23 protein-coding genes are annotated in these 24,800 nt (G+C 72.1%); 15 read left to right on the top strand and 8 right to left on the bottom strand.

The genetic code is table 11. The annotated features are described in order from the left end of the window. Positions 1–23: 23 nt before the first annotated feature. The 5 genes from RM779_RS28400 (at position 24) to RM779_RS28420 (ending at position 5,383) form a co-directional block, all read left to right on the top strand. Positions 24–632: a dTDP-4-dehydrorhamnose 3,5-epimerase family protein gene (locus RM779_RS28400; RefSeq protein WP_077057654.1), complete on the top strand. Its 609-nt coding sequence runs from the start codon at positions 24–26 to the stop codon at positions 630–632. After that, positions 629–1,696, top strand: coding sequence for a glucose-1-phosphate thymidylyltransferase (locus RM779_RS28405; RefSeq protein ID WP_311620643.1), 1,068 nt, complete (start codon positions 629–631; stop codon positions 1,694–1,696). Before RM779_RS28400 ends, RM779_RS28405 begins: the two co-directional genes overlap by 4 nt. Beyond that, positions 1,693–2,682, top strand: coding sequence for a dTDP-glucose 4,6-dehydratase (rfbB, locus tag RM779_RS28410; protein WP_311620644.1), 990 nt, complete (start codon positions 1,693–1,695; stop codon positions 2,680–2,682). The genes RM779_RS28405 and rfbB overlap by 4 nt, the downstream gene beginning before the upstream one ends. A gap of 57 nt (positions 2,683–2,739) precedes the next feature. Further along, positions 2,740–4,125, top strand: coding sequence for an NDP-hexose 2,3-dehydratase family protein (locus RM779_RS28415; protein WP_311620749.1), 1,386 nt, complete (start codon positions 2,740–2,742; stop codon positions 4,123–4,125). 79 nt (positions 4,126–4,204) lie between these two features. After that, complete coding sequence (locus RM779_RS28420) at positions 4,205–5,383, top strand: acyl-CoA dehydrogenase family protein (protein WP_311620645.1); 1,179 nt, start codon at positions 4,205–4,207, stop codon at positions 5,381–5,383. A 160-nt stretch (positions 5,384–5,543) separates the two neighbouring features. Here the strand turns inward: RM779_RS28420 and RM779_RS28425 are convergent, their stop codons facing one another. Then, entirely contained in the window at positions 5,544–6,434 is an 891-nt protein-coding gene (locus RM779_RS28425; RefSeq protein WP_311620646.1) for an NAD(P)-dependent oxidoreductase, read from the bottom strand. A gap of 395 nt (positions 6,435–6,829) precedes the next feature. Here RM779_RS28425 and RM779_RS28430 point away from each other — a divergent pair, with 395 nt between their 5' ends. Both RM779_RS28430 and RM779_RS28435 read left to right on the top strand, forming a co-directional pair. After that, complete coding sequence (locus RM779_RS28430) at positions 6,830–8,164, top strand: nucleotide disphospho-sugar-binding domain-containing protein (RefSeq protein ID WP_311620647.1); 1,335 nt, start codon at positions 6,830–6,832, stop codon at positions 8,162–8,164. A 67-nt stretch (positions 8,165–8,231) separates the two neighbouring features. After that, the gene (locus RM779_RS28435; protein ID WP_311620648.1) at positions 8,232–9,218 is read left to right on the top strand and encodes an aldo/keto reductase; all 987 of its coding nucleotides are present in this window, start codon (positions 8,232–8,234) and stop codon (positions 9,216–9,218) included. Between the two features lie 111 nt (positions 9,219–9,329). Here the strand turns inward: RM779_RS28435 and RM779_RS28440 are convergent, their stop codons facing one another. Continuing rightward, positions 9,330–10,391 carry a ScbA/BarX family gamma-butyrolactone biosynthesis protein gene (locus RM779_RS28440; RefSeq protein WP_311620649.1) on the bottom strand — a complete coding sequence of 354 codons (1,062 nt, stop codon included), beginning with the start codon at positions 10,389–10,391 and terminating at the stop codon, positions 9,330–9,332. 11 nt (positions 10,392–10,402) lie between these two features. On the opposite strand from RM779_RS28440, the gene RM779_RS28445 reads away from it, so the two are divergent. The 3 genes from RM779_RS28445 to RM779_RS28455 all read left to right on the top strand — a co-directional run bounded on the left by RM779_RS28445 (position 10,403) and on the right by RM779_RS28455 (position 13,625). Next, positions 10,403–11,098, top strand: a complete 696-nt coding sequence (locus tag RM779_RS28445; protein WP_311620650.1) for a ScbR family autoregulator-binding transcription factor — start codon at positions 10,403–10,405, stop codon at positions 11,096–11,098. A 370-nt stretch (positions 11,099–11,468) separates the two neighbouring features. Then, entirely contained in the window at positions 11,469–12,686 is a 1,218-nt protein-coding gene (locus RM779_RS28450; protein WP_311620651.1) for an IS701 family transposase, read from the top strand. Positions 12,687–12,794: 108 nt separating this feature from the next. Then, a complete protein-coding gene (locus RM779_RS28455) occupies positions 12,795–13,625 on the top strand; it encodes an AfsR/SARP family transcriptional regulator (RefSeq protein WP_311620652.1) in 831 nt (276 codons plus the stop codon). A gap of 58 nt (positions 13,626–13,683) precedes the next feature. On the opposite strand, the gene RM779_RS28460 is transcribed toward RM779_RS28455, so the two are convergent. Next, the gene (locus tag RM779_RS28460; RefSeq protein ID WP_311620653.1) at positions 13,684–14,520 is read right to left on the bottom strand and encodes an SDR family oxidoreductase; all 837 of its coding nucleotides are present in this window, start codon (positions 14,518–14,520) and stop codon (positions 13,684–13,686) included. Positions 14,521–14,648: 128 nt separating this feature from the next. On the opposite strand from RM779_RS28460, the gene RM779_RS28465 reads away from it, so the two are divergent. Continuing rightward, positions 14,649–15,029 carry a VOC family protein gene (locus RM779_RS28465; RefSeq protein ID WP_311620654.1) on the top strand — a complete coding sequence of 127 codons (381 nt, stop codon included), beginning with the start codon at positions 14,649–14,651 and terminating at the stop codon, positions 15,027–15,029. Positions 15,030–15,110: 81 nt separating this feature from the next. Here the strand turns inward: RM779_RS28465 and RM779_RS28470 are convergent, their stop codons facing one another. Further along, the gene (locus tag RM779_RS28470) at positions 15,111–15,713 is read right to left on the bottom strand and encodes a TetR/AcrR family transcriptional regulator (protein ID WP_311620655.1); all 603 of its coding nucleotides are present in this window, start codon (positions 15,711–15,713) and stop codon (positions 15,111–15,113) included. A gap of 126 nt (positions 15,714–15,839) precedes the next feature. On the opposite strand from RM779_RS28470, the gene RM779_RS28475 reads away from it, so the two are divergent. Then, positions 15,840–16,700 (top strand): NAD(P)H-binding protein, encoded by an 861-nt coding sequence (locus tag RM779_RS28475; RefSeq protein WP_311620750.1) that lies wholly within the window; start codon positions 15,840–15,842, stop codon positions 16,698–16,700. Positions 16,701–17,098: 398 nt separating this feature from the next. Here RM779_RS28475 and tsaD read toward each other — a convergent pair whose 3' ends face one another. The 4 genes from tsaD to RM779_RS28495 form a co-directional block, all read right to left on the bottom strand. Further along, the gene (tsaD, locus tag RM779_RS28480) at positions 17,099–18,187 is read right to left on the bottom strand and encodes a tRNA (adenosine(37)-N6)-threonylcarbamoyltransferase complex transferase subunit TsaD (protein WP_394813412.1); all 1,089 of its coding nucleotides are present in this window, start codon (positions 18,185–18,187) and stop codon (positions 17,099–17,101) included. A 71-nt stretch (positions 18,188–18,258) separates the two neighbouring features. After that, positions 18,259–19,047, bottom strand: coding sequence for an aminoglycoside adenylyltransferase family protein (locus RM779_RS28485; protein ID WP_311620656.1), 789 nt, complete (start codon positions 19,045–19,047; stop codon positions 18,259–18,261). A gap of 209 nt (positions 19,048–19,256) precedes the next feature. Then, the gene (locus RM779_RS28490) at positions 19,257–19,931 is read right to left on the bottom strand and encodes a response regulator (protein WP_171987619.1); all 675 of its coding nucleotides are present in this window, start codon (positions 19,929–19,931) and stop codon (positions 19,257–19,259) included. Beyond that, entirely contained in the window at positions 19,928–21,556 is a 1,629-nt protein-coding gene (locus RM779_RS28495) for a sensor histidine kinase (RefSeq protein ID WP_311620657.1), read from the bottom strand. The genes RM779_RS28490 and RM779_RS28495 overlap by 4 nt, the downstream gene beginning before the upstream one ends. Before the next feature lie 141 nt (positions 21,557–21,697). On the opposite strand from RM779_RS28495, the gene RM779_RS28500 reads away from it, so the two are divergent. Genes RM779_RS28500 through RM779_RS28510 form a run of 3 tightly spaced genes read left to right on the top strand, consistent with a single transcriptional unit; the run spans position 21,698 to position 24,800 of the window. Next, a complete protein-coding gene (locus RM779_RS28500) occupies positions 21,698–22,702 on the top strand; it encodes a Bug family tripartite tricarboxylate transporter substrate binding protein (RefSeq protein ID WP_311620658.1) in 1,005 nt (334 codons plus the stop codon). Beyond that, positions 22,699–23,289: a tripartite tricarboxylate transporter TctB family protein gene (locus RM779_RS28505; RefSeq protein ID WP_311620659.1), complete on the top strand. Its 591-nt coding sequence runs from the start codon at positions 22,699–22,701 to the stop codon at positions 23,287–23,289. The genes RM779_RS28500 and RM779_RS28505 overlap by 4 nt, the downstream gene beginning before the upstream one ends. After that, positions 23,289–24,800, top strand: a complete 1,512-nt coding sequence (locus tag RM779_RS28510) for a tripartite tricarboxylate transporter permease (RefSeq protein ID WP_311620660.1) — start codon at positions 23,289–23,291, stop codon at positions 24,798–24,800. The genes RM779_RS28505 and RM779_RS28510 overlap by 1 nt, the downstream gene beginning before the upstream one ends.

Below are 24,800 nucleotides of genomic sequence, written 5' to 3' on the forward strand. Positions count from 1 at the left end.
CGAGGAGGAGAGGCGGCCCGTCCGTGCACATCACAGAAACAGCGGTCCCGGGGACCTTCGTCGTCAACCCGGCCCAGCTCCCCGACGAGCGCGGCACGTTCTTCGAGAGCCTGCGCGCCTCCCGGCTGGCCGAGGCGGTCGGCCGCCCGTTCGTCCCCAGGCAGATCAACTTCTCCGTATCGCGCCGCAACACCCTGCGCGGGCTGCACGGCGTGGCGATCCCCCCGGGGCAGGCCAAGTACGTCACCTGCGTCCGCGGCGCGCTGCGCGACATCGTCGTCGACCTCCGCGTCGGCTCCCCGGCGTTCGGCCGGTACACCGTCAACGTGCTGAACGCCGAGTCCGGTCGGGCCCTGTACATCCCGGAGGGCGTCGGCCACGGCTTTCTCGCGCTCACCGACGACACCTGCATCTGCTACGTCCTGTCCAGCGAGCACGTCCCCGGCACGCAGATCGACATCAATCCGCTCGACGCCGACCTCGCGCTCCCGTGGGGGTTCTCCGAGCCTCCGCTGATGTCAGCGAAGGACGCGAAGGCCCGCAGCGCCGCGGAAGCCGAGTCGGCCGGCCTGCTCGCCACCTGGCGGGAAGCGACTCAAGGCACCCACTCCTTCGCCGTGAGGAAGACATGAAGGCTCTGGTCCTGTCGGGCGGGTCGGGTACCCGTCTGCGCCCCTTCAGCTATTCCATGCCGAAACAACTCATCCCGATCGTCAACAAGCCCGTGCTGGAACACGCCCTGGAGAACATCACCGCCCTGGGGGTGACGGATATCGGGATCATCGTCGGTGACTGGGGCCCCGAGATCGCCGCCGTCCTCGGCGACGGGTCGAGGTTCGGCGCCCGGCTGACCTACCTCAGGCAGGACCGGCCGCTCGGCCTGGCCCACTGCGTCCGGCTGGCCCGGCCGTTCCTGGGCGACGACGACTTCGTCATGTACCTGGGGGACAACATGCTCCCGCAGGGCATAGGGGAGATCGCGGAGGAATTCCGCGGCGAACGCCCCGCGGCCCGGATCGTGGTCTGCAAGGTGCCGGACCCGCAGGCGTTCGGCGTGGCGGAGCTCGATGCCGAAGGCACCGTCCTGCGGCTGGTCGAGAAGCCACAGCAGCCCAGGAGCGACCTGGCCATGATCGGCGTGTACTTCTTCACGCCCGCCGTCCACGAGGCGGTCGCCGCGATCCGGCCGAGCGCCCGCGGCGAACTGGAGATCACCGACGCCATCCAGTGGCTGGTCACCCACGGCGCCGACGTCACGGCCGCCGAGTACGCCGGCTACTGGAAGGACACCGGACGGGCCGAGGACGTGCTGGAGTGCAACCGGTGGCTGCTCGGCAGCATCGCCCCGCGCGTCGAGGGCGACGTGGACGCGGCCAGCGAACTCGTCGGCCCGGTCGTCGTCGGCCCCGGCGCCCGCGTGGTGCGTTCCCGCATCACGGGCCCCGCGATCATCGGCGCCGGCACCCTGGTGGAGGACAGCCGCATCGGCCCCGCCACCTCCATCGGCGACCACTGCGTGCTGCGGTCCACCCGCGTCGCGGGCTCCATCGTCATGGCGGGCGCCGCGGTCAGCCAGGTGCCCGCGCTGGTGGACTCCCTGATCGGCCGCGGCGCCACGATCGGCCCGGCCGGCCGGGGCGCGGCCCACCACCGCCTGGTGATCGGCGACCACAGCCGGGTGGAGGTTGCGGCATGAGGGTCCTCGTCACCGGCGGCGCCGGCTTCATCGGCTCCCACTACGTGCGCACGATGCTCGGCGGCGGCTACCCGGGTTACGAACGGGCCCGGGTCACCGTGCTGGACAAGATGACCTACGCGGGCAACCGCGAGAACCTGCCGCTCGGCCACCCGCTCCTGAAACTGATCGAGGGCGACGTCTGCGACAGCGCCCTGCTGCGCGACCTGCTCCCCGGGCACGACGCGGTGGTCCACTTCGCCGCCGAGTCCCACGTGGACCGGTCGCTGACCTCGCCCGGCGCCTTCATGCGGACCAACGTCGTGGGCACCCAGGTGCTGCTCGACGCCTGCGTCGCCACCGGCGTGCCGCGCATCGTGCACGTCTCCACCGACGAGGTGTACGGGTCCGTGGCGGAGGGCTCCTCCACGGAGGACTGGCCGCTGCTGCCCAACTCGCCCTACGCCGCGTCCAAGGCGTCCTCGGACCTGATCGCCCGCGCGTTCTGGCGCTCCCACGGCCTCGACCTGTCGATCACCCGCTGCTCCAACAACTTCGGCCCGCACCAGCACCCCGAGAAGCTGATCCCGCTGTTCATCACCAACCTGCTGGAGGGCTCGGACGTCCCGCTGTACGGCGACGGGCTCAACGTGCGGGAGTGGCTGCACGTCGACGACCACTCGCGCGCCGTCCAACTGGTCCTGGCCGGCGGCAGGGCGGGGGAGATCTACAACGTGGGCGGCGGCAACGAACGCACCAACCTCGCCGTCACCGAGCGGCTGCTCGACCTGTGCGGCGCCGACCCCGGCCGCGTCCGGCACGTGCCCGACCGCAAGGGACACGACCTGCGGTACTCGCTGGACGAGACCAAGATCCGTGAGGAGCTGGGCTACGCGCCGCGCGTCGACTTCGAGGAGGGCCTGGCCCAGACGGTCGCCTGGTACCGCGACAACGTGCACTGGTGGAAGGCGTCCAAGCACCGGAAGGAGCAAGAGGCGGATGCGTGACCGCGGCACCGCACGCGCCGCGGCGCGGCAGGCGAGGGCAGAGGGGCAGGCATGCCGATGAGCACCGTCACCATGCTGCGGGCCCGCCGCGACGACGGGGTGCGGGAGAAGTTCGCCCGTTCCGCCGCGTCGCCGGGCACCGCGGCCTCGCTGGGCACCGCGAAGTTCGCCGACTGGCTCGCCGGGCGGCGGCTGGCCCACCACTTCCGGGTGGAACGCGTGCCCTTCGCCCAGCTGGACGGCTGGTCCTTCGCGCCGGACACGGGGAACCTGGCCCACCGCAGCGGGCGCTTCTTCACTATCGAGGGCATCTCCGCCGAGACCGGCACCGCCCCGTTCCCGTACTGGGAACAGCCCATCATCAGACAGCCGGAAGTGGGCATACTCGGGCTGCTCGCCCGGGAGTTCGACGGAGTGCTGCACTTCCTGATGCAGGCCAAGATGGAGCCGGGCAACCGCAACCTGCTCCAGCTGTCCCCGACCGTGCAGGCCACCCGCAGCAACTACACCAAGGTGCACCGCGGGGCGGACGTCAAATACATCGACCATTTCGTCCGGGCGGGCCGCGGCCGCGTCCTGGCCGACGTCCTCCAGTCGGAGCACGGCGCGTGGTTCCTGGGCAAGTCCAACCGCAACATGATCGTCGAGACCGACGAGGACGTCGCCCTCGACGACGACTTCTGCTGGCTGACGCTCGGTCAGATCGGCGCGCTGCTGCGCCGGGACAACGTGGTGAACATGGACGCGCGTACCGTTCTGGCCTGCGTTCCCACCGGACGGGCCGACGAGGGCGCGCTGCACTCGGACCTGGGCCTGCGGTCCTGGTTCGCCGGCGTGCGCGCGCGGCAGGACGTCCGGGTGACGCGGAAACCGCTGGCGCGGGTCGCGGACTGGGTGCGAGGGCCGAGCGGCATCGAGCGCGAGGACGGCCGGTACTTCCGCGTGGTGGGCGTGTCCGTGGAGGCGGACAGCCGGGAGGTCGGCGGCTGGAGCCAGCCGCTGATCGAGCCCCGCGGCACCGGCGTCACCGGCTTCCTGACCCGCCGCTTCGGCGGCGTGCCGCACCTGCTGGTGCACGCCCGGATGGAGGCCGGTCTCCTGGACACCGTCGAACTGGCCCCGACCGTCCAGTACACGCCGGGCAACTACGCCCACCTCGCGGGCGGGCTGCGCCCGCCGTTCCTCGACGGCGTGCTGGCGGCGGAGCCGGCGCGCGTCCGCTACGAGGCCGTGCACTCCGAGGAGGGCGGGCGGTTCCTCAACGCCGAGAGCCGCTACCTGTTCGTCGAGGCCGATGAGAGCGAGGCGCCCCTCCGGCCGCCGCCCGACTACTGCTGGGCCACCCCGGCCCAGCTCAACGAGCTGGTACAGCACAGCCGTTACGTGAACGTCCAGGCGCGCACGCTCCTGGCGGTGCTCAACTCCGGTGCGGTGACGCTGTGAACGGCTCCGATGCCGTGTGGTCCCGCCCCGGGCCCTCCGTTCGACGACCCCGCCCGATTCAGCTAAGGAGCAGCAGAAGATGACGCCGACGCAACCGACGGGTGCATCCGTACTGGAAGCGGTCAGGGCCGCCGTCCCCACCCTGCGGGCGAACGGCCGCGAGGCCGAGGAGCGGCGCTGGCTCCCGGAGGACAATGTCCGGCTGCTCGATGAGGCCGGCGTCTTCCGGATGGCGGTGCCCGGCCGCTTCGGTGGGCTGGACCTGCCCCTGGCCGAGCAGTTCACGGTCCTGGAGGAGATCTCCCGCGGCTGCGGCTCGACCGGCTGGACCGCCGCCTCCTGGGTGTCGACGGCCTGGATGATCACGCTCTACCCGGACTCGGCCCAGGAGGAGGTCTTCGCCAAGGGAACGGTCCGCGTCTCGGGCGGCTTCACCCCCGGCGGCACCGTGACGCCCACCGAGGGCGGGTATCTGCTCGACGGCACGTGGCGCTTCAACACCGGCTGCCGCGCGGCGGACTGGGACATGCTGGCGGCCCTGCTGGAGAAGCCGGACGGCTCCGTGGAGCTGGTCTACGCGCTGGTCCCGATGGACGAGCTGGAGATCGCCGACGACTGGTACGTCTCCGCGGCCAGCGCCACCGGCAGCTCGACCGCGACGGCCAAGAGCGTGTTCGTTCCCGAACACCGGATCGCCGACGGCGAGGCGGCCGTCGAGGGCACCCTCACGGACCGCTGGAACTCCGGGGCGACCGGCCGCAATTACGGGCTGATCGGCCTCGTGATGACGGAGGCCGTGGCCGTCTACATCGGCATGGCGCAGGCGGCCTTCGACCTGTTCGTCGAGCGGCTGCCGGGCCGCGCGATCTCCTACACCAACTGGGAGGACCAGAGCCGGCACCCGCTGACGCAGCTCACCGCCGCCCAGGCGGAGAACCGGATCGCGGCGGCCAGGGCGCTCGCGGCCGAGGTGGTGGACCTCCTCCAGCGCAGGGCGGACGCCGGGGAATACCCCACCATGAAGGAACGCGCCAGGGTGCACGGCCGCTGCGGCTTCGCCATCCAGTCGCTGAAGGAGGCCGTGGAGCTGCTGCACTCCGTGAGCGGGGCGTCCGCGCTGGCCCGCAGCGCGCCGTTCCAGCGCTTCTACCGGGACCTGGAGGGCCTTTCGCTGCACGGGATGATGGCACCCGCCACCAATCTGGAGGTGCACGGCCGAGCCCTGCTGGGGCTTGAGCCCGACACCCCGGTGCTCTGAGAACGGCGGCCGGCCCGCGGGGTGTCCGCGGGCCGGCCGTTCTGCCGGGCATGACGAGGAGCCCGGGTCCGGCGCCGGACAGCTCCCGGCACCGGCACCGGGCCCCGTCGGCGGCGGGCCCGCACGGGCGGGCCCGACGGTGGGGGGCCGGAGCCGAAGGTCAGTCCTTCTTCTCCGGCTTCAGGAACATCTCCGCCAGCGCGGAGATGTTGTCCTCGGAGTGGCCCTCGGCGACGGCGCGGCGCAGCAGGTCGTGCATGGGGGCCTGCCAGCTGATGTCGACGTCCTCGTCCCTGCCCATCTGGTACTCGTCGTCGATGGCGGCGTGGAAGAGGCCGATGGAGGAGAACGCCTGGCTGTAGTCGCCCGAGTCGATCTGCTCCGCCAGCACCGGCAGGATGGAGTTGATCATCTCAAGCCACTTGATGGAGTAAGGCACCATGGAGGAGACCTCAAGGCCGCGCTTCTTCAGCATGGCGGCGCCCTGGAAGAAGCCGACGAGCGCCGGCAGCAGGGTGGTGCCGACGGCCGCCTCGTACAGCTTGGCGGTGTCCACGTCGGGGCCGAGGAAGACGGTGTCGCCGCCCAGCACCTTCACGGTCGACTCGTACTCGTCGAAGACGGCCTTGTCGCCGCTGTAGTAGATGAGCGTGTCCGCCAGGCCCACGGCCTGGGGCACATTCTTGACCGCCCCGTCCAGGAAGCGGGCGCCGTGCCCGGTGGCCCACTCCGCGAACTCGCGGGCGTGGCTGGGAATGCCGGAGTTGAGCGTGATCAGGGTGCGGCCGGACAGCGCGTCGGCGGCCGGCTCCAGCGCCTGCTTCGTCGCCTCGTAGGAGGTCATACAGGTGATCACCAGATCGCTGGCGGCGACGGCCTCCCCGATGGCCTCGGCACGCACCGCACCCTTGGCGACGAGCGGCTCGGCCTTGGCGGCGGTCCGGTTCCACACGGTCGTGGGGTGCCCGGCCCCGACGAACGCCTCGGCCAGCGCCGCGCCCATCGAGCCCAGCCCGATGAGGGTCACGGGTATGCGGTTGTCCTCAGCCATGTTTTTCCCAATCTGCTGTCGATTCTTTGGAAAATGACGCGAAAGCCGCCGCTTTCGATCACAAATGATCTCTGTTATAGGCGTCCGGTCCATGATGGTTCCTGCATAGACGTCGCTCAACTGCTCATCATTTGTTTGTCACGAACCTTTTTGTCAGTGGCCGATGCCGCGTCAGATGGTGTGACGGTGGTGTGCGCAGGGCCCCGGACGCGCCGCGGCATCGCGGCGGGGGCGCGGCGACGGGGGCGTGGCGGCGGCGGGTTACCCGGGAATGGGCGTGCGGTTGCGGGCCCCGCTGTAGCGTCCAGGCTGACTTGCCCGATTGTTGCGTCTTCAGGCCCGCGGCTCATCGACGTGGTCGCGCTTCTCCGAGGGAGAGCTCCGTGCGAGTGCTCATGACAATATGGCCAGGCACCGCCCATCTGTACCCCGTGGTGCCGCTCGTCTCCGCGTTGCAGAGCGCAGGGCACGAGGTGGTCATCGCCTCCCACCCCGACGTGGCCGCGACCATCACCTCGGTGGGCCTCACGGCCCTGCCGCTCGGCGAACGCGCCGGCATGCCCACCGCGCGCGCCGCGGCGCAGCCCGTGCCGCCCGGCATGGACGAGGAACTCGACCGCGTCGCGGCCGCCCTGGCACTCGACGGCGAGGACCACCATCCGTGGGGCGACTTCCGGCAGTTCGTGCTCCCGGCGACGTGGGAGTTCCACCCCGCCGGCGCCTCGTCCGCCCAGCCGATGCCCGGCATCGACGACCTCGTCGCCTACGCCAGGGTCTGGCAGCCCGACCTCGTCGTCTGGGACCCCGCCTTCCCCTCCGCCGCGGTGGCCGCCCGCGCCGCGGGCGCCGCCCACGCCCGGCTGCTGTGGGGCCCCGACTACTGGGGCTGGATCACCGAACGGCTGGCCGCCGCCCGCGCCGACGGCTCCGCCGCCGGAGCCGAGAGCCCCCTGGCGCGGGCGGTGCGGCCGGTGGCGGAACGGCACGGCGTCGAGGTCGACGAGGAACTGCTGCTCGGGCAGTGGACCATCGACACCATGCCCGCGCCGATGCGGCTGCCGACCCGCACCGTCCTGGTGCCGATGCGCTGGGTGCCGTTCACCGGAGCCGCGCCGATCCCCCCGTGGCTGCGCGAGGCCCCGAAGCGGCCGCGCGTGGCACTGTCGCTCGGGGTGTCGGTACGTCAGTTCTTCAAGGGCGGCGAGGAGTTCGTCGGGGCCCTGCTGGAAAGCGTCGCCGACCTGGACATCGATGTGATCGCCACGCTGGACGCCTCGCAGATCGCGGACTTCCGCGTGCCGCCCAACGTACGGACCGTCGACTACGTGCCGCTCACGCAACTGCTGCCGAGCTGCTCCGCCTTCATCCACCACGGCGGGATGGGCAGCTTCGCGGCCGCGACCGCGACGCGCACGCCGCAGCTCATCGTCGACGGCGACATCAAGATCGTGGTGGAGCACGCGGACGGCACCACGACCTCCTCCAGCCACAAGCACATGGACATGCGCCCCACTTCGGCCTACGTCCTCTCGCGGGGCGCCGGGCTGCTGCTCGACCAGAAGAAGCACTCCGTCGAGGAGCTGACGAAGCGGCTGGCCCGCGTCCTCGACGAGCCGTCCTTCCAAGCGGGGGCACGCCGCATCCACGAGGAGATGATGGCGACGCCGAGCCCGCACGATCTCGTCCCCCAACTGGAACGGCTGAGCGCCCGCCACCGGAGCCGGCCCTGACCGGACGTTCCCGACCGCGCGCCGTCCCGCCACCGCGTCAAAGCCCCGGAGAGCCAGAGAGGCAACCATGCGCCACACCCGTCTCGGCCGCACCGCCCTCCAGGTCAGCGAGCTGTGCCTGGGCAGCCTGAACCTGGGCGTCCGGGCCGACGACCAGGAGAGCCACGCCATCCTGGACACGGCCCTCGATCACGGCATCAATTTCGTGGACACCGCGAACCAGTACGGCTGGCAGAAGCACAAGGGCTACACGGAAGAATTCCTCGGCTCCTGGTTCGCGCTGGGCGGGGGCCGCCGGGAAAAGGTCGTCCTTTCCACCAAGGTCGGCAATCCCATGGACGACTGGCCCAATGAATCCGGTCTTTCCGCACGCCACATCATCGCCTCCTGCGATGCGTCGCTGCGCCGGCTGAAAACAGACTGGATCGACCTGTTCCAGATGCACCACGTCGACAGGAACGCGCCCTGGGACGAGGTGTGGCAGGCAATGGAGTTCCTGACCCGGCAGGGGAAGGTGCGTTACGTCGGCTCCTCCAATTTCGCCGGCTGGCATATCGCGGAGGCGCAGGAGAACGCCGCACGCCGTAATTTCCTCGGTATCGTCTCCGAGCAGAGCGTCTACAACCTTGTCACCCGGCACATCGAGCTGGAAGTCATTCCGGCCTGCCAGCGGTACGGGGTGGCCGTGCTCCCGTGGTCCCCGCTGCACGGCGGACTGCTGAGCGGCGTGCTGCGGAAGCTCACCGAGGGCGAGGCGATGAAGAGTGCCCAGGGCCGGGCCGCGGAGGCCCTGGAGACCCACCGCGAGGCCATCGCCGCCTACGAGGACCTGTGCGCGGAACACGGTCTCGACCCGGCCGAGGTCGGCCTGGCCTGGACGATGACCAGGCCGGGGGTGACGGCCCCGGTCATCGGCCCGCGCAGCGTGGCCCAGTTGGAGAGCGCCCTGCGGGCGGCGCGCCTCACCCTGCCGGACGAGGTGTGCAAGCGCCTCGACGTCCTCTTCCCGCCCATCGGCAAGGGCGGCCCGGGGCCCGAAGCCTGGGCCTGGTGACAGCCGGCCCGGGCCCGGCACGAAGCCCCCGGCGAGCAGCCGGGGCCTGGCCCCCGGGCGCGGGCGCCGGGGGCACCGGTACTTCCTGGGCGGGTACTTCCCTGGTGGGCCCTACGGGTGGGACACGGGGCGGCGGACAGTGCCGCCCAGGGCGATGTCGAAGACGGGCCGGCCGTCCTGGGTGCCGCCGACGAGGAGCGTGCCCCCGCCGTCGGGGCCGGGCGGCCCCGCGGGCCGGACCTCGATCCAGCACGGCTCGTCCAGTTCGGCGAACCGCTGGTAGCTGCTGCGGACGGTGCGCACCGCGAAGCCGGGGAGCCGGGCCCGTGCGGCCTGGAGGGCCGCTTCGACGAGCACGAGCCCCGGCACGTGGTCGACGGGATGGTCGAACAGGAGCGTGTTGGCGACGTCGTTGCGCAACTGCCAGTGGTGCGGGCGCAGCCCCGGCGACAGCACCACGTCCGCGTCGGCCGTGCGGCCGACGGACTCGGGGGCGAGCGGGGCGGGGAGGGGCCACGCGCCCCAGGCGGCGGTGGGGCGGCCTCCGCGCAGGCGCCGGTAGACCGCGGGGGAGACCCACCCGAACTCGGAGCGGGACGTGACGACGGTGGCGCCGTGCGCCCTGAGGCGGACCTCCATGGTCAGCGACCTGGCGGTGCGGCCCTTGCGCCCGGCCTCGGACACGGCGACCTCGATCTCCAGGGGCGTGGGACGGTCGTCCGGCAGGGCGAGGCCCTCGGCGACGTCGTAGTCCAGGGAGTGGAGCAGAGTCTGATAGGCCAGCGGCACGTCGTATTCCGCGTGGGCGATGGCGAGGCCGCTCTGTCTGATCAGCTGTGACAGAACGCGGGGATCGTAGGGCCGTATTCCGGCGCTTCCCGGCCATACGGCGGTGAGCAGAAACTTATGGGTTTTGAGTCGTTTCCAGCCGGTGATGAAGACAGTGTCCTCGTGTGCGAGGTGAACGTACGCCCGCGGCACGGTGCGTACTTCTGCGGAGATGCCGAAAGGGAAGTACGTCCTCGGCCGGGCTAAAGGATCGGACAATGGATGCAGACATGCAGCAGGAGCCTCGGTCACGATCCCCCCAGGATGCGATGCAAGCGACGAACAAGCACTGATAAGATACCGGCTCTCCGGTCTATTGCAAGGTGCAGGTAAAGAAAAAGTCATTGGAGTCCCCGTTGGCGAGGCAAGATCGGGCAATTCGGACCCGTCGGCTCTTTCTGGAGGCCGCGGCCGAGGTCTTCAACGAGTGCGGCTACGACGCCGCCTCCATCTCTGCGATCCTCGACAGGACCGAATTGACCCGTGGGGCCCTGTATTTCCATTTCACCTCGAAGGAAGAGCTGGCGCGGGGCGTGCTCGCCGAGGCCGTCACCTCCGAGGGGCTGGTGCCGCAGACCCTCAAACTCCAGGAGTGGGTGGATGTGGGCCTGCTGCTGGCCTACCGTCTGCCGAGGGAGCCGATGCTCAGCGCTTCGATCCGGCTCGCCGTCGACCCGAAGGCCCGCGGCCTGTTCGGCACCCGCTGGCCGGACTGGATCGTCCTCGGGGGGGACATGATCGCGGAGGCCCGCGCGCGCGGCGAGGTGCACGCCCATGTCGATCCGGTGGCTACCTCACGGCTGTTCGTCGGCGCCTGGACGGGAGTTCAGCTCGTGAGCGGTTCCCTGGAGGAGTCACCCGAGTTGGTCGACGAGATCGCGTCCCTCCTGGAGCTGGTGCTGCCCAGCATCGCCGTACCCGGCATCCTGGCCCGGCTGGACACCTCGTCCGGCCGCGCCGAACGGCTGCTCGCGGCCAGCAGGGCGGCGGCGGAGGGCCGGGGCGAGGACCCGGGCCCCCGGTCGGCCGACGGACCGCCGAAGGGCCGCTGACGGGCCGCCAGGCGTTCCGGTGGGCCCGGCGGTGGCCCGTTCGGGCGCGTCATGGGCCCGAAATACCGCCGTGCGGTGCCCGGATGGCCGGAGGCCCTACTGTTGAAGTGTCGAACGTCCGGTATGTTTATGGCAGAGGACGACGACTTGCTGTCACCGCGCCCTGATGTCCCGTCACGACGCTGTTCCCGCCCCCATCCCACCCACGTGTTTCCCCAGGTGAGGGCGGTCTCCGCGTCGTGCGACGCTGGTTGACGTCCCTCACGCAAACAAATGGAATGGTTGATTTATTGAGCCCGGCCCCACATCCGGATCAAGGGGGAGTGATGATAGCGACGTCAGACCCACCCGTATCAACCGGGCCCGAGCGATGACCTCACCCCAGGCCCCGCCGCGCGAGCCGTCCGCCCCCGGCCTCCCCGCCGGCCTCGGGTCGCGGCTGTTCACCTCCTTGCCCCGCGCCGGACAGCGACTGAAAGCCGAGCAGTACGTGCGCGGACTGCTGGCGTTACGCGGCCGCAAGACGCTGCGCAACATATCCGACTGCATCGGCGGCGACGCCACGCTCCAGAACGTGCACCACTTCATCAGCGTCTCCCCCTGGGACTGGCGACCCGTGCGCCAGGCCCTCGCGCGCCAGGTGCGGTCCCTCCTCGGGCACGAGGCCTGGGTCGTCCGGCCCACCGTCATACCCAAGGCCGGACGGCACTCGATCGGGGTCGACCAGCAGTACGTTCCGCACCTGGGCGAGATCATCAACGGGCAGCAGGCGGTGGGCGCCTGGGTGGCCTCGGAACGTGCCGCCGTGCCGGTTGACTGGCGCCTGGTGCTCCCGCGGCGCTGGACCGAGGGGCCGGTGCGGCAGCGGGCCAGCATCCCCGCCGAGGCCAGGGGCGGCAGCCCGGAGGAGTGCATTCGCGAACTCGTCACCGACCCGCACGGCGTGGTCGCCCCCGCGCCGCGGCCGCTCGTGGTCGACGCCGAGGGCGCGGACGCCGTCGCCCTCGCCCACCAACTCGCCGGGCGGGGCCAGGCGTTCATCGTCAGGGCCGGACGGGACACCCGCCTCCGCATCGACGCCTCCGTGCTGCCCGCCTACGGCGAACGCCTGCGCAGCGCGGAAGAGCTGATCGCCACCCTCACCAGGCTGCGTCGCCCCGTGCGGACCGAGGGCGGGCACACCATCGCCGCCGCGGTCCCCGTGGTCGCTCCTCAACTGCCCTCCGGGCCCCGGGACCTGGGCGCGGGCCCGCACGGGCTGCTGCTGGTGGGGGAGTGGTCCGTCGAGGCGCGCAGCGATGTGCGGCTGTGGCTGACGAACGCCGGCGGTCAGTCCCTGCCCTCCGTGCTGCGCCTGACGCGGCTCTCGGACGTCGTACAGCGCGACTTCGACCGGATCTCGGAACGTGTGGGGGTGCGGGACTTCACCGGCCGCTCCTACCCGGGCTGGCACCACCACGTCACGCTGGCGTCCGTGGCCCACTTCGCCGCGGTGCTGGCCGACACGGACCGCCTCCTCGCGGACGAGGCCGTCGCGTGGTGCCGAGCGCAAGACTCCGGGGACGAGAACATACCAACCGGCCGGTAGTGTGACCTTTCCTTGTAGCACGTGGTCTTCGGTGGAGCTGGTCCACCGTTCCCAGCATCACCTGGTGACGCCCACAGGCGCCGACGCGCCAAGACAGGAGCGTGTGCAATGCAGCTCAACCTCATCGGTCGCTTCGAGATCGTCACCGATGACGGCAGAGAGTACACAATCAATGCACCGAAGATCTCCCGGATGCTCGCGCTGCTGGCGCTCCAGCCCAGAGGCGTCGTGGCGACCGACCTGCTGATACAGGAGTTGTGGGGAGAGAATCCGCCGCGTGGCGCGCTGAGAACGCTGCAGACCCACGTTTACCACGCGCGCAAACTCCTCATGGAAGAAAAGGTCACCGAGCCGGACCGGGACCTTCTCGTCACCCGCGCCCCAGGTTACGAACTTCAGGTCGACGACGACGAGGTCGACACCATCAGTTTTGAACGACTCATTCAACGAGCCCAGTGGGAGCTGACCGCCGGCCGGGTCGAGCGGGCGGACGAGCAGGTGAGCCGCGCGCTCGGCATGTGGCGCGGCCCCGTGCTGAGCAATGTGCCCGTCGGCTGCGTGCTCGCCGGCCGGGTCGCCCGCGTTGAGGAGTTGCGCATTCGCGCGCTGGAACTGCACATCGAAACCGGCACCCTGCTGGGCAGACATCGCGAACTCCTGCCGGACCTGCGGACGCTGGTCCACGACTATCCCCTGCACGAGTGGTTCCACGGCCAGCTCATCTCGGCGCTGCACCAGGTCGGCCGCCGGGGCGAGGCCCTTCAGGCGTATCAGGACCTTTACCAGATTCTCAGCACCGAACTCGGCCTCCAGCCTTCGGACGATGTCCAGCGGCTCCAGGCCGAGATACTCAACGGCGCCGGCAGTGAGATGTTCCTGCGCCGCCCGCGCCCGGACGACTTCGGCCACGGCCCCGTGGCGGCCTCCCTCTCGGCGTGAGGGGCCGGGCCTGCTCAAGCAGGCCCGGCCCCGCCGGCCGCGCCGGCCGGCTCCCGCGTCAGCCCTGCATGACGGGAACGACCACCAGTTCGGCGATATTGACGTGTGGCGGCACCGAGACCGAGAACGTGATGGCCTCGGCGATGTCATCCGCGGCCAGGGGCTGCCCGTCGGCCCGCATGGCCGCCAACGTCTCCCGCATCCCCGCGTCGCGCATGTCGGCCCCCAGCTCGGTGACGGTGACACCGGGCTCCACGTTCCGCACTCGGACGCCGAGCGGGCCGAGTTCGACGCGCAGATTGCGGGTCAGGTGGGCCACGGCGGCCTTGGTGGCGCAGTAGACCGACCAGTTGGGGTAGAGGGCGTGCCCGGCCACCGATCCGACATACACGAGGTCCGCCGGGCCGCCCCCGGCCGCGGCGGCGAGCAGATCGCCGGTGAACGCCCGCGAAGTGTGCAGCAGCGCCCGCAGGTTCACGTCGATCATGCGGTCCCACTCCTCGGCGTCGCCGGTTTCGAAGGGCGCGCCGAGCATGACCCCGGCGTTGGCCACCACGAGGTCCACGCGGCCGAGTGCCGAGCCGATGGTCCGGGCCGCCTCGTCGAGGGCTGCCGGGCCGGTCACGTCGACCGCCACCGGCAGGATCGTTCCCTCGGCCGTGGGCCGCAGCGCTTCGGCCAGCTCGACGAGGCGGTCCTCGCGGCGGCCCAGCAGCGCGACGCCCGCCCCGGCCGCGGCCAGACGGCGGGCTGTGGCCGCGCCGATGCCGCTGGAGGCCCCGGTGACGACCGCGACCCGGCCGGCCAGCGGCCTGCCGGTGCCGGTGCCGGTGCTGCCCGGGTTCGTGCCGAGAGATGAGGAGGAAGAGGAAGAGGAAGAAGAGGAGTGCGTCATGCCCTCCACCCTGGGCCGGCCCCGGAGGCGCGACCAGGCACTGCCGGGACCGGTGGGGACGGCCCCGGGTGCGGCACGTCCCCCTCCGCGGCCGGACGGGACGCTCCGGACAAAGGTAGGGTGGGGTCATGCACCGGAGCCGTGTGTACGCGCTGCTGATCGACACGCCGGAGGCCGAGGCGTCCGACGCGGCGGCCTTCTGGTCCGCCGCCCTCAAAGCCCCCGCCGAACCTGACCCGGAGCAGGGGCAGTTCACCGTGCTGCACGAGGCCGTGCCCGGCATCGTCGCCGCGGTGCAGGCGGTCGACGACACCGCGCGCTACCACATCGACATCGAGACCGACGACGTCGAGGCCGAGACCGCACGCCTCGTCGCGCTTGGCGCGCGTCAGGAGGCGCAGTGGCTCGAGTGCCGCATCCTGCGTGCCCCCGGCGGGCACCTGCTGTGCGTCATCCCCGTGCACAGCGACCCGGAGTTCTTCAACTCCCGCGCGACCAGCTGGCCCTGACCCGAAGCCTTCCCGTGGGTCGTCCATCGGTGACCCGGCTGCACGGATTCCGCGCTGCGCCGGAGCGGGACGAAACCGCGGTCATCGTCCGCCGGAAGCGGAGGAGCGCCCTCGGATTCCGTCCAGGAGGTACATGGTGCGGCGGTCGTAGTCGTCCCGGGGAGGCCGCTTGCCGTGCTTGAGGGCGAGGGCGTTGTCGACGACGAGTGCGTGGAGGTCGGCCGCCGTGAACTCCGGCCGCAGCGCACCGCAGGCTCGTGCCGCTGCGATGAGCTCCTCGTTGGCCTCGCTCCCGACCCGGCAGATCTCCATGAGCTGCTGTGAATGCGGATATGTCTGCAACAGGACGTCGTTGCAGGCGGGCTGGCGGTACTGGAGGTCGCGGATCGCGGTGAGGTAGTACGTGATCCGCTCGCCGATGTCGTCGATGGTCCGGGTGTGGTCGATGACGGCGAACAGCTCACTCGCCACGACCTCTTCGATGACGGCTTCGATGAGGCCGATCCGCCCGCCGAACCGGTTGAAGATCGTGGCCTTGCTCACCCCCGCTGCCTTGGCGACCTCCGCCAGCGGCACCGTCAGGCCCTGCCCCCGGAAGGCGCCGATCGCGGCCGAGCGGATCTGTTCGGAATTGCGCCGGGCGTCGGCACGCAGCCGGGATGCCGCAGGCGTCGCACCCGCCATGGCCCTCACCGTCTCTTCCTGTTGCCCGGCGCCGTAATTTGACTCGCCTGGTCAGCTTACCTACGGTCGTAGGCGGAAGAGAAATTGACCAGCATGGTCAACTTAGGGTTCAGGAAGGTCGCGCACATGATCGTTGTCACCGGCGCCACCGGTGGGCTGGGCGGCGCCACCGTCGAGCATCTCCTCAGGCGCGTACCCGCCGACCGGATCGGTGTCAGTGTCCGCGACACCGCCAAGGCGCAGCACTTCGCCGACCGTGGCGTGCGCGTGCGGCAGGGCTCCTACGAGGAGCCGGCCACGCTGCGTGACTCCTTCGCCGGTGCCGAGCAGGTCCTTCTGGTGTCAGGCAACGACCCGGCCGCCGACATGGTCGGCCTGCACCGCGATGCCATCGAAGCCGCGGTCGCGGCCGGCGCCCGGCGGGTCCTCTACACGAGCCAGCAGGGCGCCGTCCCCGGCAACCCGTACCGGCCGTCGGGCATCCACATCGCCACCGAGGCGATCCTCGGTGACTCCGGAGTTGCCTGGACCGCACTGCGCAACGGTGCCTACGGTCCACTCGATCAGGTTCTCGGCCCGTGGCAGCGGACCGGCGTGATCGCCCAGCCGGAAGACGGCCCCGTGCCGTATACCGACCGCGCCGATATAGCCGAGGCCACCGCGGTCATTCTCGCCGGTGACCGCTCCTTCGACGGCCCCGTGACCCTCACTGCGCCGACCGCCGTCACCTTCGGCGATTTCACCGAGATCGCCTCTGACCTCACCGGTCGCACTATTGAGCGCGTCGTCCTGGACGACGAACAGTGGGTCGCCGACCAGACCACGAGCGGTGTGCCGGAGCAGACGGCCCGACTCATGCTCACCTGGTATCAGGCTGCCCGCGCCGGCTACTTCGCCGAGGCGGACCCTCTGGTGGCCGATCTCCTGGGCCGCGAGCCCCGCACCGCCGCCGACCGGCTCGCAGCCAACATCGCCGCCCGAAGCTGAGCTTCTTTCCGATCGCCTGATCGCCGATCGACTTCGCATGTCGGCCACCCGTGGCACCCGGCGGCGAGTGTTCACCGCGCTGATGGTGAGGCCCGACGCCGACGATGACCTCGGCCGGGCCGTCTCGGCGGACTCCACGATCGTGCGCGCTCACCAGCACGCGAAAGCGTGGCCGCCCCGGCGGACAGGGCGTACTCCTCCCGCCCGATCCGCGAGCACCTGCGCGGGCGCCGCATCCGGGCGGTGGTCCCCGTCCCCGCCGGCCAGCGCGGACACCGGCAACATCGGGACGGACGCGGCGGCGCACCACCCGCCTTCGACCGCGACACCTGTCAGCAGCGCGACACCGTCGAACGGTGCGTCAACCGCCCGAAGCGGTGGCGAGGCACCGCCACCCGCTACGGGAAGACCGCCACCCTCTGCCTGGCCGTCGCGCGCTGCGCGGGGCGGAGTGCCGCGGATGTGAGCGGCGCCGAGGGGTCGACCGACACGTCGAGCGGCGCGGGCGCGGCCCCGGCCCGGATCAGCAGATCGCCGACGGCGGCGATCATCGCCCCGTTGTCCGTGCAGAGCCACGGCGGCGGCACCCGCAGGGTGATCCCGGCCGCGGCGCACCGTTCCCCGGCCAGATTCCGCACCCGGGAGTTGGCGGCCACGCCGCCGACCAGGACCAGCGTGTCCACCGCGTGCGCCCGGCAGGCCGCGACGGCCTTGCGGGTCAGGACGTCCGCCACGGCCTCCTGCAGCGACGCGGCGCCGTCCGCGAGCGGCAGCCCGGCGCCGCCGGTGCGCTGCCGCTCCGCCCAGCGCGCGGCGGCCGTCTTCAGACCCGAGAAGGAGAACGCCCAGGGCGTGTCGCCCGGCCCGGTCAGCGGTCGCGGGAACGCCACCGCCCGCGGATCGCCGCCGCGCGCGGCCCGGTCGATCGCCGGGCCACCCGGGTAGGGCAGCCCGAACACCCGGGCCACCTTGTCGAAGCACTCGCCCGCCGCGTCGTCCAGCGTGTCGCCGAGGTGCACGATCGGGTCCCGGGCGAGGTCGCGCACCAGCAGCAACGAGGTGTGCCCGCCGGAGACGATCAGCGCCACGCACGGATCGGGCAGCGGCCCGTGTTCCAGTGTGTCGGCCGCCACGTGCCCCGCCAGGTGGTGCACGCCGTACAGCGGCACGCCCCGCGCGTAGGCCAGCGCCTTGGCCGCCGCGACGCCCACCTGGAGGGCGCCGGACAGGCCGGGTCCTGTGGTCACGGCCACGGCCCCGATGTCCCGCATCGTCAGCCCGGCCAGGGCCAGCGCCTCGCGCACCACGGGGGCAAGGGCGTGGACGTGGGCGCGGGCGGCGATCTCCGGCACGACTCCGCCGTAACGGGCATGCTCGTCCATGCTGGAGGACACCGCGTGGCCCAGCAGCCGGCCGTCGCGCACCAGGCCCGCACCGGTCTCGTCGCACGAGGACTCGATCCCCAGCACCACCGGGCCCACCGGCACCCACCTCCTGCATCAACTGCGTTACTGCAAAGCCTATGCAGTAAGTCGGCCGGAGCCGCCGGTGCCCCGGGTCACCGGCGCCCGTGGCCCCCGGCCCGCCCGTCGCGCGCCGCAAGGCGCTCGATCACACCGGTGACGTACGCGGCGTGCGGACGCAGCCGCGGGAGCAGGTCATCCCAGCGCTCCTCCTCCTCGCCGAGGTAGACGGCGCGGGCCCGGGCCAGCACGGGCCGGTGCTCCGCCGGAAGTTCCCCGAGCGCCCAGGCCGCGGCCTCGTCCTTGGACCGGATGACCCCGGTCGCCAGAGTGGTCCAGATCCGGGCGAACGTGAGAACGACGTTGCGCGTGTCGTGCTCCAGATCGGCCAGCAACTCCGGCACCCCCGCGACGATCGCGCGCTCGACGTCCTCGTGGGGAACGGGATCGAGCACCTCGCCCGGCGGCGGCCCGAAGAGCGCGGCGTTCCCGAGCAGGACCATGGTGATCAGCGGTGCGAGATCGGGGCTCGGCTCCGGCGACGGCACCTCGCCGCGCTCGTACGCGTCGCGCAGCCACTCGCCGTACTGGAACTCGCAGCGCGGCGGGTACCGCCAGGGGTGCACGTCGTCCTGGACGACGAGGGTCAGCTCGACCGGGCGGGCGGGGACCGGGCGGGCCTTCTCCCCGGAGATGCCGAGCAACTCGCCGACGAGCAGCCTGCGTTCCTCGGCGGTGGTGCGCCGCCGCAGGACGACGAACACGTCGACATCGCTGTGCGGCCGCAGCCCGCCGAGCACGGCGGAGCCGTGCAGGTACGCGCCCACGACATCGGCACCGAGCACCCCGCGGACGAGACGGACGACGTCCTGTTCCTGTGTCAACGGCCCGCCTTCCCGGACCGGACGGCACGGCGCGGCACACGGTGCGCCGGGAACGTGCGGCTCCGCCGTCCCGGTGGCGTCTGGGCAATGATCACGGCGCGATTGTAGGAAGCGGACGCGCCGCCGGCCAACGCGTTTGCGCGGGACGCGCGAAGACGCCGACCGGGACCGACCCGGGAGCCGGCAGCCGGGCGGCGCGCGGCCCGCGTTCAGCCGCCCGACCAGTGGAAGCGGCGCTCCGGGCGGCCGGTGGCGCCGTACCGCAGGGAGACCCCGGCCCGGCCCGTCGCGGCCCAGTACTCCAGGTACCGGCGGGCGCTGCCCCGCGAAAGGCCGCTGACGGCCGCGCACTCGGCCGCCGACAGGTCGCCGTCCGCCTCGATCAGCGTGCGGCGGACCAGCGCGGCGGTCTCGCGGGACAGGCCCTTGGGCATGCGGGAAGCCGCGGGGGTGCCGAAGATCCGGTCCACGTCCTCCTGCCCGGGCGCCCGCATGGCGGCGAGCTGCCGGTGACGCCGCTCGTAGTCGCGCAGCCGCTGCTGGAGAACCGGCGCCTCGAACGGCTTGATGACGTAGTGCACTGCGCCGCCCCGCAGCGCGCTCCTGACCGTCTCCGCCTCCCTGGCCGCGGTGACCACCAGCACGTCCGGCTCGGTGCCGCCGCCCGCGCCCGCCCGCAGCCGCCGGAGCACCTCCAGGCCCCCGAGGTCCGGCAGATAAAGGTCGAGCAGCACGAGGTCGGGCCGCAGCCTAGCCACGGCGTCGAGCGCCGAGGCGCCGGTGTGCGCCTCGCTCGCCACCGTGAACCCCGGGGTCCTCTCGATGATCTTGCGATGCAGCCTGGCCACCATGAAGTCGTCGTCCACCACCAGCACGCTGATCACCGCGCCGCCCCCGCCCCGTTCCGCCGGGCGTCCTGCCACGGCAGCCGCGCACGGAACGCGGCGCCCTCCACGGTCGCCTCACCACCCCTGCGGGCGCACACCAGCCGGGTGATGGCCAGGCCGAGCCCGCGGCCCGAGCCGTCCGCGGCGACCTTGGTGGTGAAGCCGTGCCGGAACACCTCCTCGGCCAGCTCCGGCGCCACCCCAGGACCCGAGTCGGTGACCACCAGGGCCACTTCGGGCCCGTCCCCGCCGTCCCGCACGGTCAGGTCCACCTCCACCCACGCCGGCGGCCCGCTGCCGCGCACCGCGTCCAGCGCATTGTCGACCAGATTGCCGGTCACCGTGACCAGGTCGGCGGACAGCGTCTCGGGGACCGGGCCGAGGCTGCTGCGTTCCGTGATCCGCAAGGTGGCGCCCTGTTCGGCGGCCAGGCTGGACTTCGCGATCAGCAGCGCCGCGAGCGACGGGTCCGCCACCTTCGTCAGCACGCCCGAGGTGCGCTCGGCGTGCGCGCCGCCGACGCCGCGTATGTACCGCAGCACCTCCGGATACTCGGCCAGCTCCACCAGACCGGCAATCACGTGCAGGTGGTTGGAGAACTGGTGCGCCTGCGCCCTGAGCGTGTCGGTGACGCTCCGCGTGGTCTCCAACTGGTGCTGGAGCGAAGCCAGTTCCGTCAGGTCGCGCATGGTGGTGACCGAGCCGGCCGGCTGGCCGCCCGTGACCAGCGGCATCCGGTTCAGAGTGAGGATGCGCTCGCCGGTGAACACCACCTGGTCCCGCCCGCTGACGCGGCCCGCCAGCACGTCGTGCAGCCGCGGCTCCACCAGAAGCTCCGCCAGGGCGCGGCCGGTGGCCTGCCGCGGCAGCCGCAGCAGATCGCGGGCGCTGTCGTTGGCCAGTGTCACGCGGCCGTTGCCGTCCAGGCCGAGCAGGCCCTCCTTGATGCCGTGCAGCATCGCCTCGCGGTGCTCGACGAGACGGGTGATCTCGCCCGGTTCGAGCCCGAGCGTCTGCCGCTTGATGCGCCTGGCCAGCAGGTACGAACCCGCCGCGCCCAGCGCGCTGGCCACCGAGAGATACAGCAGCAGATCGGGCGCCGCGGCGGCGACCCGTTCCGCGAGCGGCTTCGCCTCGCTCGCCACCGCGACCACGCCCAGCAGCGCCCCGGTCTCCGCGAACACCGGGACGTGCGCCACCAGGGACGTGCTGCCGTCCGCCGTGGTCGTCCCGGTCCAGGACCGGCCGTCCAGCACGTTGCTGCCGCCCAGCGGGAGTTCGCGGCCCACGCGCCGTGGGTCGGCGGCGGTCAGCGCCCTCAGGTCCGGGCCCGCGATCTCCACCGAGGAGGCGCCGGAGACGCCGCGCGCGTGCTCCGCCGTGGCCTGGAGGATGCCGCGCCGCGCCACATCCGTCAGCCCGACCCTGACCGCCTCCTGCGAGGCCACCGCCTCCGCGACGTTCAGCAGCCGGCCGCCCTCGCTGCGCCGGAACTCCTGGTCCGCCTGCGCGACGGACACCGCCGCGATCACGGCCAGCACCACGACGATCAGGCCGAGTTGCAGCACCAGGAACTGCCCGGCCAGGGTGGGCCTCGGCAGGGAGAAACGCGCACCCGGCATCCGCACGCCCACTCCTGACCCCCTGTCGCCAACGTCTCCGCGGCCACCGCGCCCGTGAGCACAATGACCAAAACAAGCACAAGTGGCAGCAACCCGCACGGGTACTGACAGCCCCGGAGCCCGGCGGCACGATGACCGACCATGTTCACCAAGCATCCGCACCCGCGCCGTCGGCCCCTGGCCGCCGGAGTCTACGGGGTCGTGGTCACCGTGCTGGTCTCGCTGGCCGTGCTCGACGCGGGACTCGGCGAGTCCGGCGGCGGCGCGCGCAACAGCCTGACGCTGATGGCCCCCGCGGCACCCGGCGGCGGCTGGGACCTCGCCGCGCGCGAGTCCCAGCAGACCATGCGTTCCGCGGGCATCGTCAACAGCGTCCAGGTGGTCAACGTGCCCGGCGCGGCCGGGACCATCGGGCTCAGCCAGACCGTCGACCGGGCGGGGGACGCCTCCCTGCTGCTGATCACCGGCACCGTCATGGTCGGCGGCATCGAAGTCTCCGGCAGCGAGGACACCCTCCGGGACGTGACGCCGATCGCCCGCCTCGCGGACGACTACGGCGTGGTCGTCGTGCCCGCCGACTCCCCCTACCGGACGCTGGACGACCTGCTGGCGGACTGGCGGCGCGACCCGGAGGGCACGGCGATCGGCGGCGGTTCGCTGGGCGGCACCGACCACCTGCTCGCCGGGCTCCTCGCCCGGGAGGCCGGCGTGGACCCTGACCTGCTGAACTACATCGCCTACCCGGGCGGGGGAGAGGTGACGACGTCGCTGCTGTCCCACACCGTGGCGGCCGGCGTCAGCGGCTACAACGAGTTCTCCGACCAGATCGAGTCCGGCCGCTTCCGCGCGCTCGGCCTGTCCGCGGACGAGCGGATCGAAGGGATCGACGTGCCGACCCTTGCCGAGCAGGGCCTCGACGTCGCCCTGCCCAACTGGCGCGGCGTGGTCGCGCCCCCCGGCCTCACCGCGGAGGAACGGGCGGAGCTGGAGGACATCGCCACCGAGCTGGCCAGGTCGCCGGAATGGGCCGAGGTGCTGGAGCGCAACCGCTGGGCCGACACCTTCATGACCGGCGAGACCTTCGAGGCGTTCCTCGACGAGGAGACCGCCCGCGTGCACCAGGTGATCGAGGAGCTGGGACTGTGAGCGCGACCGCCGAGCGCGACGGGACCCGCGCACCGGACCCCGAAGGCCCCGAAGGCCCGGAAGGCGCCGACGGGCCGGAAGGCCCGGCACCCGCGCCCGCCGGACGCGGCGAACTCGCCGTCGTGGCCCTCCTGCTGGGCCTCGGCGCCTTCCTCACCCACGGCACCGTCACCATGACCGTGCCCTCGACCGCCGGCTCCCCGGGGCCGCGCTTCTTCCCCGTCATCGTCATCATCCTCACCTTCTCCCTTGCCGCCGCCCTCGCCTTCCAGATCCTGCGCCGCCCGCGGTCCGCGGCGGCGCCCCCCGCGGACGCCCCCGCCGCCGGGCACCCGCGCACCTACACGGACTGGCGGGCCGTCGGCATCGTGGTCGCCGCGTTCGCCGCGTTCATCGTGCTCCTGACGCCGGCCGGCTGGCTGCTGTCCGCCGCGCTGCTGTTCTGGGGCGTCTCCTACGCGCTGGACGGGAAACGGCCCCTGTTCGACGCCGGGGTGGCGCTCGCCGTCTCGGCCGCCTTCCAGCTGGCGTTCTCCGCGGGGCTCGGCCTCAACCTGCCGGCCGGCGTACTGGAAGGAGCCTTCTGATGGACACCGTCTCGCTGCTCCTCGACGGCTTCGGCGCCGCACTGACCCCGCTCAACCTGCTGCTGCTCGTCACCGGCGCGCTGCTCGGCACCGCCGTCGGCGTGCTGCCCGGCCTCGGCTCGGCCATGGCGGTGGCCCTGCTGCTGCCGGTGACGTTCGGGCTCGACCCGACCGGCGCGTTCATCATGTTCGCCGGGGTGTACTACGGCGGCCTGTTCGGCGACTCCACCACCGGCATCCTGCTGAACACGCCGGGCAACAGCTCGGCGATCGCCGCCACCATCGAGGGCCACCGGATGGCGCGGGCGGGGCGCGCGCCGCAGGCGCTGGCCACCGCGGCCATCGGGGCGTTCACCGGCGGCCTGATCGCCACCACCCTCATGGTGTTCTTCGCGCCCAGGCTCGCCGACTGGGCCTCCCTCTTCGGCCCGGCCGAGTACTTCGCGCTGGCCGCGTTCGCCTTCGCGGCCACCGCGACCGTCGTGGCGGACTCCGTCGTCAAGGGCGGCATCGCCCTCGCCATCGGCCTCGCCCTGGCCCTGGTCGGCGTCGACCCGACATCCGGCGCCGCCCGGTTCACCCTGGACCAGGCGCCGCTGTTCGACGGCATCGCCATCGTGGTCATCACCGTGGGGCTGCTGGCGCTCGGCGAGGTCCTGCACGTCGCCTCCCGCATCCACCGCGATCCGCAGGCGAGCCGGCCCGCCCTCGCCGGACGGCCGTGGCTGTCGCGGCAGGACGTGCGGCTGGCGTTCCCCGCCTGGCTGCGCGGAACGGGCTTCGGGGTGCCGTTCGGCGTGATCCCCGTCGGCGGCTCGGAGGTCCCCACGTTCCTCGCCTACGCCACCGAGAAGCGGCTCGACCGGCGGCGGAAACGGCCGATGTTCGGCCGCGGCGCCATCCAGGGCGTCGCCGGGCCCGAGGCGGCGGGCAACGCCACCGCGGGCAGCGCGATGGGCGCGCTGCTCGCGCTCGGACTGCCGACGTCCGCGACGGCCGCCATCATGCTCGCCGCGTTCCAGCAGTATGGGATGCAGCCGGGGCCGCTGCTGTTCGAGCGGAACGGCGACCTGGTGTGGGCGCTGCTGGCCTCGCTGTTCCTCGGCATCGGCGTGCTGCTTCTCATCAATCTGCCGTTCGCGCCGCTGTGGGCCAAACTGCTGCTGATCCCCAGGCACTACCTGTACGCGGGCATCACCGTCTGCTGCGGCCTGGGCGTGTACGCGACCAGCGCCTCCTCGTTCGACCTCGTCCTGCTGCTGCTGATCGGCCTGCTCGGCCTTATGATGCGCCGCTACGGGCTCCCCCTGGCGCCGGTGCTGATCGCCGTCATCCTCGGGCCGCTGGCGGAGACCGAACTGCGGCGGGCGCTCGCCGTGGGCGAGGGCGACGTGGGAGTGCTGTTCGACAGTGGAATCGCGCTGGGCCTCTACGGGCTCCTGGTGGTGGGAGCCGTCGTGGCGGTGGCCGCCCGGCTCAGGCGCCGGCGCGCCACGGCCGCCGCGGGCTGA

This window comes from Streptomyces johnsoniae (assembly GCF_031845565.1).
GTDB classification, from domain to species: domain Bacteria; phylum Actinomycetota; class Actinomycetes; order Streptomycetales; family Streptomycetaceae; genus Streptomyces; species Streptomyces johnsoniae.